The sequence below is a fragment of the Tolumonas auensis DSM 9187 genome (genome assembly GCF_000023065.1).
Lineage (GTDB): Bacteria > Pseudomonadota > Gammaproteobacteria > Enterobacterales > Aeromonadaceae > Tolumonas > Tolumonas auensis.
This window is the reverse complement of record NC_012691.1, coordinates 2,289,768-2,308,948: the sequence shown is the minus strand read 5'-3', so window position 1 is coordinate 2,308,948 and position 19,181 is coordinate 2,289,768. Positions and strand designations below refer to the sequence as shown.

General features: G+C 47.2%; 17 protein-coding genes. All 17 read left to right on the top strand.

Features of this window, described 5'->3' with window-relative positions:
* Window positions 1-221: 221 nt before the first annotated feature.
* The 17 genes from rpsB to accA all read left to right on the top strand — a co-directional run bounded on the left by rpsB (window position 222) and on the right by accA (window position 19,137).
* Window positions 222-950 (top strand): 30S ribosomal protein S2, encoded by a 729-nt coding sequence (rpsB, locus tag TOLA_RS10735; protein WP_015879178.1) that lies wholly within the window; start codon window positions 222-224, stop codon window positions 948-950.
* 97 nt (window positions 951-1,047) lie between these two features.
* Entirely contained in the window at window positions 1,048-1,926 is an 879-nt protein-coding gene (tsf, locus tag TOLA_RS10730) for a translation elongation factor Ts (RefSeq protein WP_015879177.1), read from the top strand.
* Window positions 1,927-1,993: 67 nt separating this feature from the next.
* Entirely contained in the window at window positions 1,994-2,728 is a 735-nt protein-coding gene (pyrH, locus tag TOLA_RS10725) for a UMP kinase (RefSeq protein ID WP_015879176.1), read from the top strand.
* Window positions 2,729-2,803: 75 nt separating this feature from the next.
* On the top strand, window positions 2,804-3,361 hold the full coding sequence (gene frr, locus TOLA_RS10720) for a ribosome recycling factor (RefSeq protein ID WP_015879175.1): 558 nt from the start codon (window positions 2,804-2,806) through the stop codon (window positions 3,359-3,361).
* Between the two features lie 69 nt (window positions 3,362-3,430).
* Complete coding sequence (uppS, locus tag TOLA_RS10715) at window positions 3,431-4,210, top strand: polyprenyl diphosphate synthase (protein ID WP_015879174.1); 780 nt, start codon at window positions 3,431-3,433, stop codon at window positions 4,208-4,210.
* 18 nt (window positions 4,211-4,228) lie between these two features.
* Window positions 4,229-5,074 (top strand): phosphatidate cytidylyltransferase, encoded by an 846-nt coding sequence (locus TOLA_RS10710; RefSeq protein WP_015879173.1) that lies wholly within the window; start codon window positions 4,229-4,231, stop codon window positions 5,072-5,074.
* A gap of 10 nt (window positions 5,075-5,084) precedes the next feature.
* A complete protein-coding gene (gene ispC / locus TOLA_RS10705; RefSeq protein ID WP_015879172.1) occupies window positions 5,085-6,281 on the top strand; it encodes a 1-deoxy-D-xylulose-5-phosphate reductoisomerase in 1,197 nt (398 codons plus the stop codon).
* Window positions 6,278-7,627 carry a sigma E protease regulator RseP gene (rseP, locus tag TOLA_RS10700; RefSeq protein ID WP_015879171.1) on the top strand — a complete coding sequence of 450 codons (1,350 nt, stop codon included), beginning with the start codon at window positions 6,278-6,280 and terminating at the stop codon, window positions 7,625-7,627. Before ispC ends, rseP begins: the two co-directional genes overlap by 4 nt.
* Window positions 7,628-7,653: 26 nt before the next feature.
* Complete coding sequence (gene bamA, locus TOLA_RS10695) at window positions 7,654-10,077, top strand: outer membrane protein assembly factor BamA (RefSeq protein ID WP_015879170.1); 2,424 nt, start codon at window positions 7,654-7,656, stop codon at window positions 10,075-10,077.
* Between the two features lie 33 nt (window positions 10,078-10,110).
* Window positions 10,111-10,620 (top strand): OmpH/Skp family outer membrane protein, encoded by a 510-nt coding sequence (locus TOLA_RS10690; RefSeq protein WP_245534253.1) that lies wholly within the window; start codon window positions 10,111-10,113, stop codon window positions 10,618-10,620.
* 3 nt (window positions 10,621-10,623) lie between these two features.
* Entirely contained in the window at window positions 10,624-11,652 is a 1,029-nt protein-coding gene (gene lpxD / locus TOLA_RS10685; protein WP_015879168.1) for a UDP-3-O-(3-hydroxymyristoyl)glucosamine N-acyltransferase, read from the top strand.
* 12 nt (window positions 11,653-11,664) lie between these two features.
* Window positions 11,665-12,120 carry a 3-hydroxyacyl-ACP dehydratase FabZ gene (fabZ, locus tag TOLA_RS10680; protein WP_015879167.1) on the top strand — a complete coding sequence of 152 codons (456 nt, stop codon included), beginning with the start codon at window positions 11,665-11,667 and terminating at the stop codon, window positions 12,118-12,120.
* 10 nt (window positions 12,121-12,130) lie between these two features.
* A complete protein-coding gene (lpxA, locus tag TOLA_RS10675; RefSeq protein WP_015879166.1) occupies window positions 12,131-12,922 on the top strand; it encodes an acyl-ACP--UDP-N-acetylglucosamine O-acyltransferase in 792 nt (263 codons plus the stop codon).
* The gene (gene lpxB, locus TOLA_RS10670; RefSeq protein ID WP_015879165.1) at window positions 12,897-14,078 is read left to right on the top strand and encodes a lipid-A-disaccharide synthase; all 1,182 of its coding nucleotides are present in this window, start codon (window positions 12,897-12,899) and stop codon (window positions 14,076-14,078) included. Before lpxA ends, lpxB begins: the two co-directional genes overlap by 26 nt.
* Window positions 14,075-14,668, top strand: coding sequence for a ribonuclease HII (rnhB, locus tag TOLA_RS10665; protein WP_015879164.1), 594 nt, complete (start codon window positions 14,075-14,077; stop codon window positions 14,666-14,668). Before lpxB ends, rnhB begins: the two co-directional genes overlap by 4 nt.
* Window positions 14,669-14,680: 12 nt before the next feature.
* Window positions 14,681-18,163, top strand: a complete 3,483-nt coding sequence (gene dnaE, locus TOLA_RS10660; protein ID WP_015879163.1) for a DNA polymerase III subunit alpha — start codon at window positions 14,681-14,683, stop codon at window positions 18,161-18,163.
* 17 nt (window positions 18,164-18,180) lie between these two features.
* On the top strand, window positions 18,181-19,137 hold the full coding sequence (accA, locus tag TOLA_RS10655) for an acetyl-CoA carboxylase carboxyl transferase subunit alpha (protein ID WP_015879162.1): 957 nt from the start codon (window positions 18,181-18,183) through the stop codon (window positions 19,135-19,137).
* The last annotated feature ends 44 nt before the right edge of the window (window positions 19,138-19,181 follow it).

Below are 19,181 nucleotides of genomic sequence, written 5' to 3'. Positions count from 1 at the left end.
AACAACAGCAATGTTCCTTTATTGTTCATGCTAAAACGCATGGTTTTACCTATTTAAAGTGGCGCCGCAAGCGCCTTTATGGTATAAAGCCGCCCGAACGGAGAGCTCTCCGATTTCATCAATTAATCTTAAATACCACACACACATCTATAACCCGCTCCGGGGTGCCTACATGGTCGGAGTGAGGGATGTGTGGAGGCCCAACCCCAAAGAGGAATAAAATGGCTAAAGTTTCTATGCGCGACATGTTGCAGGCAGGTGTTCACTTCGGTCACCAGACTCGTTTCTGGAACCCAAAAATGAAGCCGTTCATCTTCGGTGCCCGTAACAATGTACATATCATCAACCTGGAAAAAACTGTTCCAATGTTTGATGACGCGCTGAACTACCTGTCCAGCGTTGCTTCTAAAAAAGGCAAAATTCTGTTTGTTGGTACTAAACGTGCCGCAACCGAAGCCGTTAAAGAAGCCGCAGCTAACTGCGAGCAGTTCTATGTGAACCACCGTTGGTTAGGCGGTATGCTGACTAACTGGAAAACTGTTCGTCAGTCAATCAAACGTCTGAAAGATCTGGAAGCTCAGTCACTAGACGGTACCTTCGAAAAGCTGACCAAGAAAGAAGCGCTGATGCGTACTCGTGAAATGGAAAAGCTGGAGAAGAGCCTGGGCGGTATCAAAGACATGGGCGGCCTGCCTGATGTTCTGTTCGTAATCGACGCTGATCACGAACATATTGCTATTAAAGAAGCTAACAACCTGGGTATCCCAGTTGTATCTATCGTTGATACCAACTCAAACCCAGATGGCGTGGATTACATCATTCCAGGTAACGATGACGCGATCCGTGCTGTACAGCTGTATCTGAACGCTGCTGCTGATTCAATCAAAACTGCACGTGAATTAGATATCGTTGTTCAGGCTGAACAAGACGGTTTTGTTGAAGCTAACTAATTTTAGTTAGGCCCTGACACGAATCGTACAGGTTTGAGGGGCCCCTGTGGCCCCTTTTTGCTGTAACTGGCATTTACCTAATTTGAGGATGGATGACATGGCAGATATTACTGCTGCAATGGTTAAAGAACTGCGTGAACGTACTGCCGCAGGTATGATGGATTGTAAAAAAGCGCTGACCGAAGCGAATGGCGATATTGAACTGGCCATCGAAAACATGCGTAAATCTGGTCAGGCGAAAGCGGCTAAAAAAGCAGGCCGTATCGCAGCTGAAGGTATCATCATTGCCCGTTCAGCTGGCAATGTAGCAGTTATGCTCGAACTGAACTGCGAAACTGACTTCGTAGCTAAAGATGCAAGCTTCCGTGCTCTGGGCGAAAAAGTAGCTGAAATCGCACTGGCAGACAAAATCGCTGATCTGGAAGTTCTGAAAAATACAGACTTCGGTAATGGCGAATCTGTTCAGGTTACTCTGAACAACCTGATTGCTAAGATCGGCGAAAACATGAACCTGCGTCGCATCGTCATCGCAGAAGGCGACAACCTGGCTACTTATATCCACGGTTCCCGCATTGGTGTTATCACCAAACTGGTTGGTGGTGATGCTGATCTGGCTAAAGATCTGGCTATGCACGTTGCTGCTAACAGCCCACAATTCGTTAAACCTGAAGACGTTTCTGCAGAAGTTGTTGCTAAAGAACGTGAAATCCAGGTTGATATCGCGATTAACTCTGGCAAGCCAAAAGAAATCGCAGAGAAAATGGTTGAAGGCCGTATGAAGAAATTCACCGGTGACATTTCTCTGACTGGTCAGCCATTCGTTAAAGATCCTTCCGTGATCGTTGCTGATCTGCTGAAACAGAAAGGTGCTGATGTTCAGGACTTTATCCGTTTCGAAGTAGGTGAAGGTATCGAAAAACAGGAAACTGATTTCGCTGCTGAAGTTCAGGCACAAATTGCTGCCATGAAAGGTTAATCGAACCATCGGCTAAATACAGACCGCGACATATGTCGCGGTCTTTCTATGAGCGGGAAATAGAGCAATGAGCACTCATCCGAAAACTGCATATAAACGTGTTCTACTGAAACTAAGTGGCGAAGCCCTGCAAGGCGCTGAAGGTTTTGGTATTGACCCTGCTGTACTGGATCGTATGGCGCAGGAAATCAAGGAATTGATCGAACTGGGCGTCGAAGTTGGTCTCGTTATTGGTGGCGGTAACCTGTTCCGTGGTGCTGGTCTGGCAAAAGCCGGTATGAACCGCGTAGTAGGTGATCACATGGGTATGCTGGCGACCGTGATGAATGGTCTGGCAATGCGTGATGCACTGCACCGCGCCTATGTAAATGCCCGTTTGATGTCAGCTATCAATCTGCAAGGTATCTGTAACGATTACAACTGGGCAGAAGCCATCAGTCTGTTGCGTAACGGACGTGTTGTAATTTTCGCTGCCGGTACAGGTAACCCATTCTTTACTACCGACTCTGCTGCTTGTCTGCGTGGCATTGAGATTGAAGCGGAAGTTGTATTAAAAGCCACCAAAGTAGATGGCGTATTCTCTGCTGACCCGGTGAAATTCCCTGATGCGGAACTGTATTCAGAACTGGATTACAACGAAGTTCTGGACAAAGAATTGAAAATTATGGATCTGGCGGCATTTACTCTGGCTCGTGACCATAATCTGCCTATCCGTGTATTCAACATGAATAAACCAGGTGCACTGCGTCGGGTGATCATGGGTGAACGCGAAGGCACTTTGATCCATCACAAAAATAAATAATCAGACTTTCGTTTTGGCTCTATAAAGTCTTTAATATGATGCGTCTGCCAAATCAAGCGAAAAAGGATACAGATTGTGATCAATGAAATTAAAACTGATGCAAAAGATCGCATGACTAAAAGTGTTGATTCACTTAAGTCTCATATGTCAAAAATCCGTACTGGTCGTGCACAACCGGCATTACTGGATGGGATCATGGTTGAATATTATGGTTCTGCGACTCCATTGCGTCAGGTAGCCAACGTGGTTGCTGAAGATTCACGTACCCTGGCAGTTTCCGTTTTTGACCGTTCTATGATTCAGGCGGTTGAAAAAGCAATTATGACTTCTGATCTGGGGTTAAACCCATCATCAGCAGGTACGACTATTCGTGTGCCATTGCCTGCGTTGACTGAAGAACGTCGTAAAGACCTGATCAAATTAGTACGAGCAGAAGCAGAGCAAGCCCGTGTTTCGGTGCGAAATGTTCGTCGCGACTGCAATGCTGATCTGAAAGCACTGTTGAAAGATAAAGACATCTCTGAAGACGATGATCGTCGTGCTCAGGAAGAGATTCAGAAGCTGACTGACAGCTTTGTGAAACTGGTTGATGACTTGTTAGCCGCTAAAGAAAAAGAGCTAATGGAAATCTAAGCAGCTAATCAGGTATAGTACGGGCGCCGTGCAGCACGCTGCATGGCGCCTTTTTTATATGGAGGAATCATGACATTACCGGATGCCATCTCGGAGATTGCTAATCAATCTATGCCGAAGCATGTCGCTATTATCATGGATGGTAATGGACGTTGGGCGCAACAACGGGGGAAAATTCGTGTTGCAGGCCATAAAGCCGGTGTAGCCTCCGTTCGTCAGGTTGTTTCTATTGCTTCCCGTATGGGAATAAAGGCACTGACACTATTTGCTTTTTCCAGCGAAAACTGGCGCCGTCCTGAGTCTGAAGTATCGGCTCTGATGGAATTGTTTATGTTTGTGCTGGGGCGCGAAGTTCGTAAATTACATGATGGTAATATCCGTCTGCGTGTAATAGGTAATATCCATGGCTTCAGTGAGCGGCTGCAAAAGAAAATTCATGATGCAGAAGCGCTGACAGCAAATAACACGGGTATGACGCTTAACATAGCGGCCAATTATGGCGGGCAATGGGATATTGTTCAGGCATGTCAGCAGATCGCTGAAAAAGTTGCTCAGGGTGGTCTGCTCCCGGAACAAATTGATGAATCATTATTGTCTCAGCATCTTTCTATGGCAGATATTCCTGATGTTGACCTGTTAATCCGGACAGGTGGTGACCATCGGATTAGTAATTTTTTACTTTGGCAGATAGCTTATGCCGAACTATTTTTCACCCCTGTGCTCTGGCCGGATTTTGGTGAAGATCAATTTATGGAAGCCATTGCTTCGTTCGTTTCCCGTGAACGCCGTTTTGGTTGTACTGGCGATCAAATAAAGGAATGGCTGGTGTCATCAGCCAAAAACGTATAATAAAAGGGATATCTTTAGTTGAAACAAAGAATTATAACGGCCTTAATTTTAATCCCGCTGGCAATTGGCTGGCTGTTTTATCTTCCGGTTGAGTATTTTTCACTCCTGGCCACATTGTTGTTTTTTCTGGCTGGCCGGGAATGGGGGCGTTTTGCTTCCCCAGAGTTGGCGACGCTTTTTGCTGTTACGTATACCGTTATACTGATCGCGAGTTATTATTTTGCTCCTTTGCAATTCATCCTGAATGGCCAGCTTCAGCCACTGATCTGGGGCATATTGCTGACTGCCATTGTCTGGTGGGTAGGCGCGCTGGCGATGATCATGCGATATCCCGGACATGAAGCCTGGTGGCAAAAACGCAAATGGATACAATGGTTATTCGGTTTATGTACGTTGTTGCCTTTTTTCTGGTCACTTCTGGTGCTGCGCGGATATCCATTTCACCATGATCCTGGCGCCGGTAGCTGGGTTTTATTATTCGTGATGTCTTTAGTCTGGGTCGCGGATACCGGTGCTTATTTCACAGGCCGTGCGTTCGGCTCCCGTAAATTATTACCCGCAGTTAGCCCGAATAAAACCATTGAAGGATTACTTGGCGGGGTGGGGGCTGCAACCTTGCTGGCGGTAATCGTAACCATCAATGTTCATAGTTCCGTGAAACAGAGCGTTGCGATTATCATCAGTTCAATGCTGGCGGTGCTGGCATCGGTTCTGGGTGATTTGACTGAAAGTTTGTTTAAACGGGTTGCTGGTATCAAAGATTCAGGATCATTATTACCCGGACATGGTGGTGTTTTAGATCGGATTGACAGTCTGACTGCTGCTTTGCCCGTGTTTGTCGTAAGTTATCTGTTAATTAGTTAAGGTTTATAGCATGCAGTATCTGACCATCCTCGGATCTACTGGGTCGATAGGTCGCAGTACACTGGATATCGTACGACGACATCCGGATCGGTTTGCGGTAACCGCGTTGACGGCGAATCAGGGTGTTGCCCAGATGATGTCAGATTGTCTGGAGTTTCATCCTTCCTATGCTGTTATGGCTGATGAAGCCTCTGCAATCGCATTGAAAGAAGCATTGGCAGGCCACAAACTGAAAACAGAAGTACTGACTGGTACTGATGCATTGTGCCAGGTCGCAGCTCATTCATCAGTTGATATCGTTATGGCTGCAATAGTCGGTGCTGCTGGCTTATTACCGGCCATGGCGGCAATCAAAAAGGGTAAAACTGTCCTGCTTGCAAATAAAGAAGCGCTGGTTATGTCTGGCCGCTTGTTTATGGATGCAGCGCATCACTATAGTGCCCGGATCCTGCCAGTCGATAGCGAACATAATGCTATTTTTCAGTGCCTTCCTGCTGAAGCTCAGTCTGCTTTGGGTAATTGTGATTTGTCCGCTGCTGGCGTCGATAAAATTCTGCTGACCGGATCGGGTGGTCCATTCCGTTATACATCATTATCTCAGTTGAGCTCAGTAACGCCTGAACAGGCGGTTGCTCATCCTAACTGGTCTATGGGACGTAAAATCTCAGTTGATTCCGCGACCATGATGAATAAAGGTCTGGAGTTTATTGAAGCCAAATGGCTGTTTAATGCCACAGAAGAGCAGATTCAGGTCATCATTCATCCGCAATCAGTGATCCATTCTATGGTTCAGTACCGCGATGGTTCTGTGCTTGCCCAGATGGGACAACCTGACATGCGGACACCCATAGCGCATGCACTGGGTTTCCCGGAGCGGGTTGCGTCGGGCGTGAGTCCCCTTGATTTCTCCCGTGTCGGTGAACTTTCGTTTTTGCCTGTTGATTTTGAGCGTTATCCTTGTCTTAAATTAGCGATAGAAGCTTGCTGGGCCGGACAGGGCGCAACCACTGCGCTTAATGCCGCGAATGAAATTGCTGTCGATGCCTTCTTAAGCGGCAAGATTGGTTTTACGCAGATACATACTGTGGTTTTGGATGTGCTTTCAGAGTTAAAGCAGGCTAATATCAATGACTTGGAATCTATTCTTGCCATTGATGCCGAGGCCAGGCTAATGGCTCATCAGAAAATTACGAGGTTAGCTGTATGAGTGCCGGATTGTGGAATTTAGCTTCGTTTCTGATTGCGCTGATTATCTTGATCGCCGTGCATGAGTGGGGACATTTCTGGGTTGCCCGCCGTTGCGGAGTAAAAGTTCTGCGGTTTTCATTAGGCTTCGGAAAGGTTCTCTGGAGTAAAAAAGGCAGCGATGGCACAGAATATTCTCTTTCGCTGATCCCGCTTGGCGGATATGTGAAAATGCTGGATGAGCGCGTTGAATCGGTTCCCGATGAACTGCGCGCTCAGGCATTCAATAACCAATCGGTTGCAAAACGTGCTGCAATTGTAGCGGCAGGTCCGCTTGCCAACTTTGTTTTCGCGGTGGTGGCTTTCTGGCTGGTTTTCTTGCTTGGTGTGCCAGGTGTTAAACCTGTCATTGGTGAAATATCGCCAACATCGATTGCTTATCAGGCCGGATTACGCAGCGGTATGCAAATTCTGCAGGTGAATCAGCAAGCGGTGACTGATTGGGAAGGTGTCAGTTATGGCTTTGTTGGTGCAGCCGGACAAGCAGAAATAAAGCTGACCGTAGAATCCGAACCGGGGGTACAACAACAAATTCATTTACCTCTGGCTGATTGGAAACTTAGCCCGGATGAACCGTTGCCATTCCGCATACTGGGGTTCAGTCCGCTTGGGCCAGAGATTTTGCCTGAAGTGGCAAAATTAACACCGGGTGGTGCGGGCGAAAAGGCGGGTCTCAAAGCAGGCGATAAGATTCTCTCTGTTGATGAACGTCCGGTCACAGACTGGCAGCAGTTTGCCCGGATTATCCAGCAATCACCGGAAATTCCGTTACAGCTGCAGGTATCACGTGATAGCCAAACGATATCTGTTACATTAACTCCGGCACGCAAAGAGACCAAGGATAGGGTTGTCGGATTCGCTGGTCTGATGCCGGTGGTTAAGCCATTACCGGAAAAATATCTGACCGAGACACGTTATGGCCCGCTGGATGCTGTTTCACATGCGCTGAAACGTACGGCAGAGGTCACTAAACTGACGTTAGATGTTGTGGGGAAATTGCTCACCGGGACTATATCAGCAGATAATTTGAGCGGACCAATATCGATAGCGAAAGGGGCTGGTGATAGCGCAGGGTTTGGTTTGGTTTATTTCCTGGGTTTTCTGGGACTAATCAGTGTTAACCTTGGTATCATGAATTTATTACCTTTGCCTGTGCTGGATGGTGGTCACTTGCTGTTTTTTGGTATTGAAGCACTGTTACGTCGTCCGGTTCCCGCTAAGGTACAAGATATAGCATACCGAATCGGTGCAGCCTTATTGATGTGTTTGATGGCTATTGCGTTGTTCAATGATTTCACCCGTTTCTAACGGATAGACAAGGATCTCAATACAACATGGCGTTTAAAAAAGTTTTAACTGCATCATGCCTGCTGGCGTGCAGTTTGATTGGACAGGCTCAGGCGGCTGACGCCTTTATCGTAAAAGACATTCGTATTGAAGGTTTGCAACGTGTCACTCTGGGTGCAGCGTTGCTGAGTCTACCCGTTCGGGTGGGTGATAAACTGGATAGTAATACCAGTGCGAATGCTGTTAAGCGTCTTTACTCATCTGGTAACTTTGATGATGTAAAATTATTGCGCGACGGTGATGCACTGGTTGTTCAGGTGAAAGAACGCCCAACAATCAGCCAGATTGAATTTGATGGCAATAAAGATATCAAAGAAGAGCAGCTGAAACAGACGCTGGAATCCAGTGGTGTCCGTGTGGGTGAAGCATTAGATCGAACCATGCTACGTAGCCTGGAAAAATCACTGGAAGACTTCTATTACGGCGTAGGTAAATATTCCGCCAAAGTCCAGGCTGTCGTCACACCATTACCGCGTAACCGCGTTAATCTGAAATTCAAATTTATCGAAGGCGTATCCGCCAAGATCCAGCAGATCAACATTGTTGGTAACACCAAATTCCCAGAAGAAAAACTGATTGCCCAGTTATCGTTACGTGATGATGTGCCATGGTGGAATTTCATGGCTGATCAAAAATATCAAAAGCAAAAACTGGAAGCGGATATCGAAACGCTGCGTTCTTATTATATGAACCGGGGTTATGCCAAGTTTAAAGTTAATTCCACGCAGGTATCCATGACGCCTGATCGTAAAGGATTGTATGTCACTCTGAATATTCATGAAGGTGAACAATACACAATCAACAATATCGATCTGAAAGGCAATTTTGAGGGACATGGCGCTGAAATGCGAAACCTTATTCCATTGGAAAAAGGGGCTATGTATTCAGCTGCAGATGTTACTCATACCGAAGAAGTGCTGTCAAAATATCTGGGTCGGTTTGGTTATGCTTATCCTAAGGTGACAACTTATCCATCAATGAACGATGAAACCAAACAGGTTGACCTGAATATCAATGTTGAGCCAGGTCCGCGTGTGTATGTTCGTCGTATTAATTTCACGGGTAACCAGATCACCAAAGACGAAGTCTTGCGTCGTGAAATGCGTCAGATGGAAGGTGCATGGTTGTCAGGCGACAAGATTGAAAGTTCAAAAGCGCGTCTGGACAAACTCGGCTATTTTGAAAAAGTAGATGTGCAGCCGCACCGTGTTGCCGGTCGGGAAGATCAGGCTGATCTGGATGTGGATGTCAAAGAACGCTCTGTCGGTTCAATCAATGGTGGTATCGGGTACGGTACAGAATCAGGGATGAGTTTCCAGGCTGGTATTCAGCAGGACAACTTCTTTGGTTCCGGGAATAAAGGTGCCATTAACTTTGAAACCAACAAATACAGTAGAAACGTCGAGTTAAGTTTTACCGATCCGTATTTCACGGTGGATGGCGTGAGTCTGGGCGGTAAAGTTTATTACAACAAATTTACAGCCGGTGATGCCAACCTGGTTGATTATGACAATGAGACTGTTGGTGCCCGTGTTTCGCTGGGGTATCCGCTGGATGAACTGAATAATCTGGAATATGGCTTAGGTTATGAGCATAACAAACTGTCTAAGACCACCAACTATGCGCAGATTAATAAATTCTGGTACATCAACTCAATCGATTTAACCGACGACGGTCATGCAATCTTTGATGATTATGATGTGTCATTAACCTGGACACGGAATAACCTGAACAAAGGGGTATTCCCGACTCAGGGTAACCGCCAGCAGGCATCTGGTAAAATAACCATTCCGGGTTCTGATCTACAGTTCTATAAAATCAGCTTCGAAGATGCGCACTATTATCCGTTTGATCGTGATCATTTCTGGGTCGTAGCAGGCCGATTTAAAACGGCCTATGGTAATGGTTATGGCCAGAAAGATGGCTACGATCAGGTGCTGCCATTCTTTGAAAATTACTATGCCGGTGGCAGTCAATGGATGCGTGGTTTCCGCTCGAATGCAGTTGGTCCAAGAGCGTTACAGCTAGACCGTTCTGATATCAGCGGACCTATGGTTTATCCGGAAAGTAAAACTGTTGGTGGTAACGCACTGGCTGTTGCTTCTGCTGAATTGATTGTGCCTACGCCGTTTGTCAGTGATACCTATCGCGGTCAATTGCGTACCACATTCTTCTATGACGTAGGTACAGTCTGGGATACGACTTTCGATGATAGTCTGTATACCTGTGGTTATGCTTGTGACCGTTATTATGACTATGCAAGCCCTTCTAATATTCGCATGTCTGTAGGTATTTCTTTGCAATGGCTGTCACCAATGGGGCCATTGGTGTTCTCGTTTGCTCAGCCAATCAAGAAAATGTCGGGTGATCAAACTGAAGTGTTTAACTTTAATATCGGACGCACATTCTGATCGCGTCAAACAGGAGTTATATAAGTGAAAACCATGATGCGTGTTGCTGCTTTATCTGTTGCTATGATGTCTTTGGGTTCTGTTGCATCAGTACAAGCTGCTGATGCCGATATTGCAGTAGTGGATATCGGTAAGGTTTTACAGGAAATTCCACAGCGCAAAGCGATTGAAAGCAAGCTGAAAAGCGAATTTGATTCCCGCGTTCGTGAAATGCAACGCATGGAAACAGAAGGACAGACACTGGCTGCCAAGCTGAAAAAAGATGAATCTTTTATGAGTGCAGCTGAGCGTACTAAATCACAGCGCAGATTGTCAGAACTTCAGGCTGAGTTTAATGTGAAAGCTCAGGCTCTGCAGGAAGATCAGCGCCGTCGTTTTAGTGAAGAACAGAAAAACGTAATCGAAAAAATCAAGACCGCTGTTGACAGTATCGCGAAATCAGAAGGCTATGAGATGGTGTTGAATCGTCAGGCAGTGTTATATACCAACGATGAAAGCGATATTACAACTCAAGTGATCCAGCAAGTTAGTAAAGGCAACTAAGTAATGACCATCACCCTGGGACAACTCGCTCAGCATTTAGGTGCTGAGCTGCACGGCGATGCTGATGTGATTATCCAGCGTATTGCTAATCTGGAAACGGCACAGGCCGGGGAAATTGGCTTTTTATCTGATAGTAAATATCAGCAATATCTGGCAACAACCCAGGCGAGTGCTGTTCTGCTCAGAGCTGCAGATTTAGCTATGTGTCAGACTAATGCTCTGGTGGTAAAAGACCCTTATATCGCGTTTGCCCGTGTGGCGCAGTTGCTGGATAGCACGCCTGCACCAGCTGTTAATATTCATCCTTCAGCGGTTATTGCGGATGATGTGCAACTGGGGCAGGGCGTTGCTGTTGGCGCGAATGCAGTAATTGAAACCGGGGTTGTTCTGGGTGATGGTGCAATTATAGGTGCTGGTTGTTTCGTTGGTAAAAACAGCAAGTTAGGTGCCAGAAGCAAACTGTGGGCTAACGTAACCATTTATCATAATGTACGGATTGGTGATGATTGTCTGGTTCAGTCCGGTACAGTGATCGGTGCCGATGGTTTTGGCTACGCCAATGAACGTGGTGAGTGGATCAAAATTCCGCAACTGGGTGGTGTGGTGATTGGTAACCGTGTAGAGATTGGGTCAAATACCTGTATCGATCGCGGTGCGATTGATGACACTCGCATCGCTGATAATGTCATTATCGACAATTTATGCCAGATCGCGCATAACGTTGAGATTGGCTATGGCACAGCTATTGCTGGCGCAGCTACATTTGCTGGTAGTACCAAGATAGGCAAATATTGTATCATAGGCGGAGCTTCCGTCTTTAATGGTCATATTGAAATTTGTGATCAGGTTACGGTCACTGGTATGGCCATGGTCATGCGTTCCATTACGGAACCAGGGTTATACTCTTCCGGCATACCGGCTCAAACCAATAAAGAATGGCGAAAAACCGCAGCGCGTACACTGCATATCGATGATATGTATAAGCGTCTGTCTAATATTGAGAAATTGCTCGATAAGCAAGAACAAAAGTAAAAGGATCCTGGTTTGAACAACGAACTCAATCAGCTTGATATTCAAGATATTTTACAGCTGCTGCCTCACCGTTACCCTTTTTTGATGGTGGATCGTGTCGTTCATTATGAAATGTCAGAAGAACGTAAAGTGTTGCGTGCAATAAAAAATGTTTCTTTTAATGAGCCTTTCTTTCAGGGACATTTTCCTGAACGACCAGTGTTCCCGGGAGTCCTGATTCTGGAAGCAATGGCACAGGCAACCGGCATCCTGGCATTCCGCATGGTTGGTAAGCCTAATCCGGGTGAACTGTATTATTTTGCTTCTATCGATAATGCGCGTTTTAAACGTCCTGTTGTACCGGGAGATCAACTGGTACTGGATGTTGAATATCTGAAAGAACGCCGTGGTATCGCCAAGTTTACCGGTGTCGCTACAGTAGATGGTGAACTCGTTTGTTCTGCAGAACTCATGTGCGCCAAACGTTGAGAGAATGCCTGTGATCGATCCTAGCGCTAAAATTCATCCCTCCGCGATTATTCATCCGAATGCAGTTATTGGTGCAAATGTAGAAATTGGTGCCTTTACTTGTGTTGAAGATGAAGTTGAGATCGGAGAAGGCACATGGGTTGGTTCTCATGTGTTAATTAAAGGGCCAACCAAAATTGGCCGTAATAACAAAATTTTTCAGTTCTCATCCATTGGTGAAGATTGTCAGGACAAGAAATACGCCGGTGAGCGGACTTTCCTGGAAATCGGTGATGCGAATGTGATCCGTGAACACTGCACGTTCCATCGTGGTACGGTTCAGGATCAGAGCCTGACCAAGGTTGGCAGCCGTAATTTGTTTATGGTGAATGTGCATGTTGCTCACGATTGTATGATTGGTGACGACTGTATTTTTGCCAATAATGCGACACTGGCTGGTCATGTGCATATTGGTGACTGGGTTATTTTCGGTGGTCTGGCTGCTATTCACCAGTTTGGCCGCGTTGGCTCCCATGCTTTCATTGCTGGTATGGCTGCGCTGAATAAAGATGTGCCGCCATATGTCATGGCCGCAGGTCATTATGCCACTCCGTTCGGTATTAACAGCGAAGGTTTGCGTCGCCGTGGTTTCTCTGCGGAAGCCATTTCTGCAGTGAAACGTGCTTATAAAGAACTTTATCGTAGTGGCAAGACTATCGATGAAGTGATGCCTGTGCTGGAAACCATGGCGCAGGACGAACCGGCTGTTGCACTGTTCGTTGAATTCCTGAAAAAGAATGAGCGTGGCATCATTCGTCCCTGATTTATCCGCTGCCAAGCGGCCGCTGCGTATTGGAATTGTTGCCGGAGAGGTCTCCGGTGACATTCTGGCTGCAGGTCTGATGCGTCATCTCAAGCAAATCCATCCTGATTGTGAATTTGTCGGTATTGCCGGTCCGCGTATGCAGGAACTGGGGATAGAGACACTATTTGAAATGGAAGAACTTTCGGTCATGGGACTGGTTGAAGTGCTTGGTCGCTTGCCCCGGCTGCTGCAGGTTCGCCGTCATATAATCCGTTATTTCAAAGAAAATCCGCCGGATATATTTATCGGGGTGGATGCGCCTGATTTTAATATCGGTGTTGAGCTGAAACTTAAACAGGCCGGTATTAAAACGATTCATTATGTCAGCCCGTCTGTATGGGCATGGCGGCAGAGCCGGATTCATAAAATCAAAGCAGCCACGGATATGGTGCTGGCTTTTTTGCCGTTCGAAAAAGCGTTCTACGATCAGCATAATGCGCCATGCCGGTTTGTTGGCCATACTATGGCCGATGCTATTCCGCTGCATTCTCCTGCTTTACCAGCTAAAAATCAGCTTGGATTGAAAGCTGATGCACCGGTACTGGCTGTGTTGCCCGGTAGTCGTGGTGCAGAGGTGGAAATGCTGACGCCGCCGTTTTTACAGACTTGCCAGTTACTGCACCAGCAATACCCTGATTTACAGTTTGTCGTTCCGCTGGTTAATCCGCGTCGGAGAGAACAATTTGAAGCGATCAAGCAGCAAATTGCGCCGGATTTGGCTATGACACTGGTTGATGGTCAGGCCCGGGCGGTGATGACATCTGCAGATGTTATTTTGCTGGCATCCGGTACTGCCACGCTTGAAGCGATGCTGGTAAAAAGACCGATGGTTGTTGCTTATAAAGTGAAACCATTTACATTCTGGCTAGGTCAGAAGTTAGTAAAAATCCGTACTTTTTCGCTGCCAAATCTACTGTCTGGCCGAACTTTGGTGCCGGAATTGATCCAATCTGATTGTATACCGGAGAAACTGACAGCCGCTGTCAGCAATTATCTGCAACAGGATAATCAGGCGCTGCTTGATGAATTTATCCGTCTGCATCAATTGATCCGGTGTGATGCGGATAAACAGGCTGCACAAGCCGTTATTGACGTATTACAAGGCAATATATGAACTCATTTATCTATCCTCCATACCAGTTAATCGCTGGTGTGGATGAAGTTGGTCGTGGTCCTCTGATCGGGGATGTGGTGACAGCTGCTGTTATTCTGGATCCTGCCCGGCCAATTACGGGTCTGAACGATTCCAAAAAACTCTCTGAAAAAAAGCGCGAAGCACTGTTTGATATTATCCGCGAGAATGTGCTGGCATTTGCTATCGGACGTTGTTCTGCTGCCGAAATTGATCAATTCAATATACTGCAGGCGACCATGAAAGCGATGCAACGCGCGGTTGCCGGTTTGTCTGTGCAGCCGGAATTTGTGTTGATTGACGGTAACCGTTGTCCGGCTCTTTCTATGCCTTCTCAGGCAGTAGTGAAAGGCGATAGTCTGGTTGCTGAAATCAGTGCGGCTTCTATTCTGGCGAAAGTGACACGTGACCGTGAAATGGCGGAGCTGGATCAGCTATATCCGCAATATGGTTTTGCTCAGCATAAAGGTTATCCGACCGCACAACATCTGGCTGCATTAGCAGAGCATGGCGCATTAGCGATACACCGCCGCAGTTTTAAACCGGTTAAACTGGCTCTGGGCCTAGACTGAACAGGAAACATCATGGCCGAACCTCGCTTTGTTCATCTTCATATCCATTCTGATTTTTCGATGCTGGATGGTCTGCAAAAGATCAAGCCACTGGTCGCGCGTGCGGCCGAAAATAATATGGTGGCAATGGCCATTACTGACCAGATGAATCAGAGCGGGTTAGTGCGTTTTTATGGTGATGCTCACAGCAAAGGCATTAAACCCATTATCGGCGTTGATTTCTGGGTACAGAGTGAAGAGCTTGGCGATGAACTGTTTCATCTGATTGGGTTGGCCATGAATAATGAGGGCCAGCAAAATCTTATTCAGCTGATATCAAAAGGGTTTCTTCGCGGACATATTCAGGGGCGGGCTGTTATTGATAAAGCCTGGCTGGCCGAACATGCGACTGGCGTAATTTTGTTATCCGGTGGCCGGGATGGTGATATCGGTAAATTCCTGCTGAAGGGTAATCAGGCGATGGTGGAACGTTGCACCGCGTTTTACCAGCAGCATTTTCCGGAGCGCTTTTATCTTGAGTTAATCCGTACCGGCCGGCTGGACGAAGAAACCTATCTGCATATGGCTGTTGAGTTGGCGATACAGCAGGATCTGCCGGTTGTTGCCACCAATGATGTCGTTTTCCTGAATAAAGATGATTTTGACGCGCATGAAATCCGCGTAGCTATCCATGATGGTTACACGCTGGATGATGCCCGTCGCCCTAAACGTTACAGTAATCAACAATATATGCGCACACAGGATGAAATGTGTGAGCTGTTTAAGGATATTCCTGAGGCGCTGGCTAACAGCGTGGAAATCGCCAAACGCTGTAATGTGACAGTTCGTCTGGGCGAGTATTTTCTGCCGCAATTCCCCACTGGCGACATGACCACGGAAGATTTTCTGGTTATGAAGTCGAAAGAGGGGCTGGAAGAGCGTCTGGCGTTTCTCTTTCCTGATCCGGCTGAACGGGCGGAAAAGCGGATAGCTTATGACGAACGTCTGGATATTGAGCTTAAAGTTATTAACCAGATGGGATTTCCCGGTTACTTCCTGATCGTGATGGAGTTTATCCAGTGGTCAAAGGATAACGATATCCCGGTAGGCCCCGGACGTGGTTCGGGTGCGGGGAGTCTGGTCGCTTATGCACTGAAAATCACCGATTTGGACCCATTGGCGCTGGATCTGCTGTTCGAACGTTTCCTGAATCCGGAACGTGTCTCTATGCCTGACTTTGACGTCGATTTCTGTATGGATCGCCGTGACGAAGTCATTGATCATGTTGCGCAGATGTATGGTCGTGAAGCGGTATCGCAGATCATTACTTTCGGTACGATGGCTGCGAAAGCGGTCGTTCGTGATGTGGGGCGTGTGCTGGGTCATCCGTATGGTTTCGTTGATCGGATATCCAAATTAATTCCGCCAGATCCGGGTATGACACTGGCTAAAGCATTCGATGTTGAACCGAAGCTGGTTGAGTTATACGAACAGGATGAAGAAGTCAAAGCGCTGATTGATATGGCGCGCAAACTGGAAGGGGTAACCCGTAACGCGGGTAAACATGCCGGTGGCGTGGTTATCGCTCCGACGAAAATCACGGATTTTGCACCGTTATATTGCGACGATCAGGGCTTACAGCCGGTTACTCAGTTTGATAAAAATGATGTGGAATATGCTGGCCTGGTGAAGTTTGACTTCCTCGGTTTGCGGACATTGACCATCATTAAATGGGCGCTGGATATGATCAATCCGCGTCTGAAAACAGAAGGTAAACCACCGGTCGATATCGCCGCGATTCCGCTGGATGATCCGACTTCGTTTAAGATCCTGAAAAATTCAGAAACCACCGCCGTATTCCAGCTGGAATCGCGGGGGATGAAAGACCTGATCAAGCGCCTGCAGCCGGACTGTTTTGAAGACATGATCGCTTTGGTGGCCCTGTTCCGCCCCGGCCCATTGCAATCCGGCATGGTAGACAACTTCATTGACCGTAAACACGGCCGTGAAGCGATTTCCTATCCGGATATTCAGTGGCAGCATGACTCACTGCAGCCTATTCTGGAGCCTACCTACGGCATCATCCTGTATCAGGAACAGGTTATGCAGATCGCCCAGACGCTGGCTGGCTATACGCTGGGTGGCGCGGACATGTTGCGTCGCGCGATGGGTAAGAAAAAACCGGAAGAGATGGCGAAACAGCGTTCCGGTTTTGAATCCGGAGCGGTCAGCAATGGTGTCGACGGCGAACTGGCGATGCATATCTTCGATCTGGTGGAAAAATTCGCCGGATACGGGTTTAACAAATCGCATTCCGCTGCCTATGCTTTGGTTTCATACCAGACGTTATGGCTGAAAACACACTTCCCGGCAGAATTCATGGCAGCAGTAATGACTGCTGATATGGATAACACCGACAAGATCGTAACACTGGTTGATGAATGCCAGCGGATGGGACTGAAGCTGATCCCGCCTGATGTGAATACCGGACAATATCGCTTCACGGTGAATGAACGCGGCGAAGTGGTTTATGGTATCGGCGCGGTAAAAGGGGTTGGTGAAGGTCCGGTTGAAGCAATTATTGCTGCACGGAACGAAGGTGGGCCTTTCCGCGATCTGTTTGATTTTTGTAACCGGGTCGATATTAAACGCCTGAACAAACGGGTCATGGAAAAGCTGATATATGCCGGTGCCCTGGACCGGTTAGGTCCGCATCGTGCTGCATTAATGGCATCGCTGGAAGAGGCGATGAAAGCGGCAGAACAAAAAGCGAAAGATGCCGCTCTCGGACAAAATGATCTGTTCGGTGATCTGTTTGCTGATGACGGCGTACTACCCACGCCGACCTTTGCCGATGTGCCTGAGTGGTCTGATCAGAAATGGCTTGATGGCGAACGTGAAACTCTCGGTTTATATTTAACGGGCCATCCGATAAATCAATACTTGGCGGAGCTAAAGCATTATACTTCCGGCCGTTTATGCGATTTACAGCCGACCGAACGGGATAAACCAGCGGTAGCGGCGGGTCTGGTTCTGAATGCCCGTATCATGGTAACCAAGCGTGGTACCAAGATGGGAATTCTGACATTAGATGACCGTTCCGGGCGTTTAGACATTACTTTGTTCAGTGAAGCACTGGAAAGATATGAGTCGTTGCTGCAAAAAGACCGTATTTTAGTGGTTACGGGTCAAATCAGCTTTGACGAGTATGCGGGTGGCATTAAAATGTCGGCCCGCGAAGTATTGGACATTGAAGATGCGCGTGGTCGTCACGCACGGGGATTGCGGGTAAAAGTGACGCAATCTGAAACGGCAGATCGTTTTATGCAAAATCTTGCCGGCATATTAACGCCTCATCGTGCAGGGATTTGTCCTGTGCATATCTGCTACCGCAGAACGGGTGTGCAGGGGCAGCTGACGTTGGGGACCGAATGGCGGGTAACGCCAACCGATCAACTACTGAACGAGCTGCGAACCCATTTGGGCAAGCAAGGCGTAGAACTGATATTTGAGTAGCGATTTCGGGTACAATTATGAATATGAATTTTCTGGAATTTGAACAACCTATTGCTGAACTGTTGGCGCAAATCGAAGAACTGAAACATGTTAGTGAGCATGTTGGCAGCAGTGTGGATCTGACAGATGAAATCAAACATCTGGAAAAGAAGAATGAAGAGCTGACCAGAAAGTTGTTTTCTGATCTGGGCGCATGGCAGATTTCTCAGCTGGCTCGTCATCCGCAACGTCCTTATACCGAGGACTATATTGCACGCATGTTTACTGATTTTGATGAGATGGCTGGTGATCGGGCTTTCGCTGATGATAAAGCGATTGTCGGCGGTACAGCTCGTCTGGATGGTCAGCCGGTAATGGTGATTGGTCACCAGAAAGGCCGCGACACACAGGAAAAAATCAGACGTAATTTTGGTATGCCAAGACCAGAAGGCTATCGTAAAGCATTGCGTCTGATGCAGATGGCTGAACGTTTTAAAATGCCAATCCTTACCTTCATTGATACGCCGGGTGCATATCCGGGGGTCGGCGCAGAAGAACGTGGTCAGTCAGAAGCGATTGCCCGTAATCTTAAGGTGATGTCGAGCCTGAAAGTACCGGTTATTTGTACTGTGATCGGTGAAGGTGGTTCAGGTGGTGCACTGGCAATCGGCGTCGGTGATCGCGTGAATATGCTGCAATATTCCACCTATTCGGTGATCTCACCGGAAGGTTGCGCCTCTATTCTTTGGAAGAGTGCGGATAAAGCCAACGTAGCTGCTGAAGCTATGGGGATTACAGCTGCTCGCCTGAAAGAACTGAAATTGATCGACAGCATTGTGCCGGAACCGCTGGGTGGTGCACACCGTAATGTGGATGAGATGGCCAATCTGCTGAAACAACGCATTCTGACCGATCTGAATGAATTAAATTCATTGCATACAGATGAATTGTTGAGAAAACGGTATCAGCAACTGATGTCACATGGTTATTGCTGATAGAGACGAATAGAAAACAGCGCCCTTCGGCGCTGTTTTTTTTA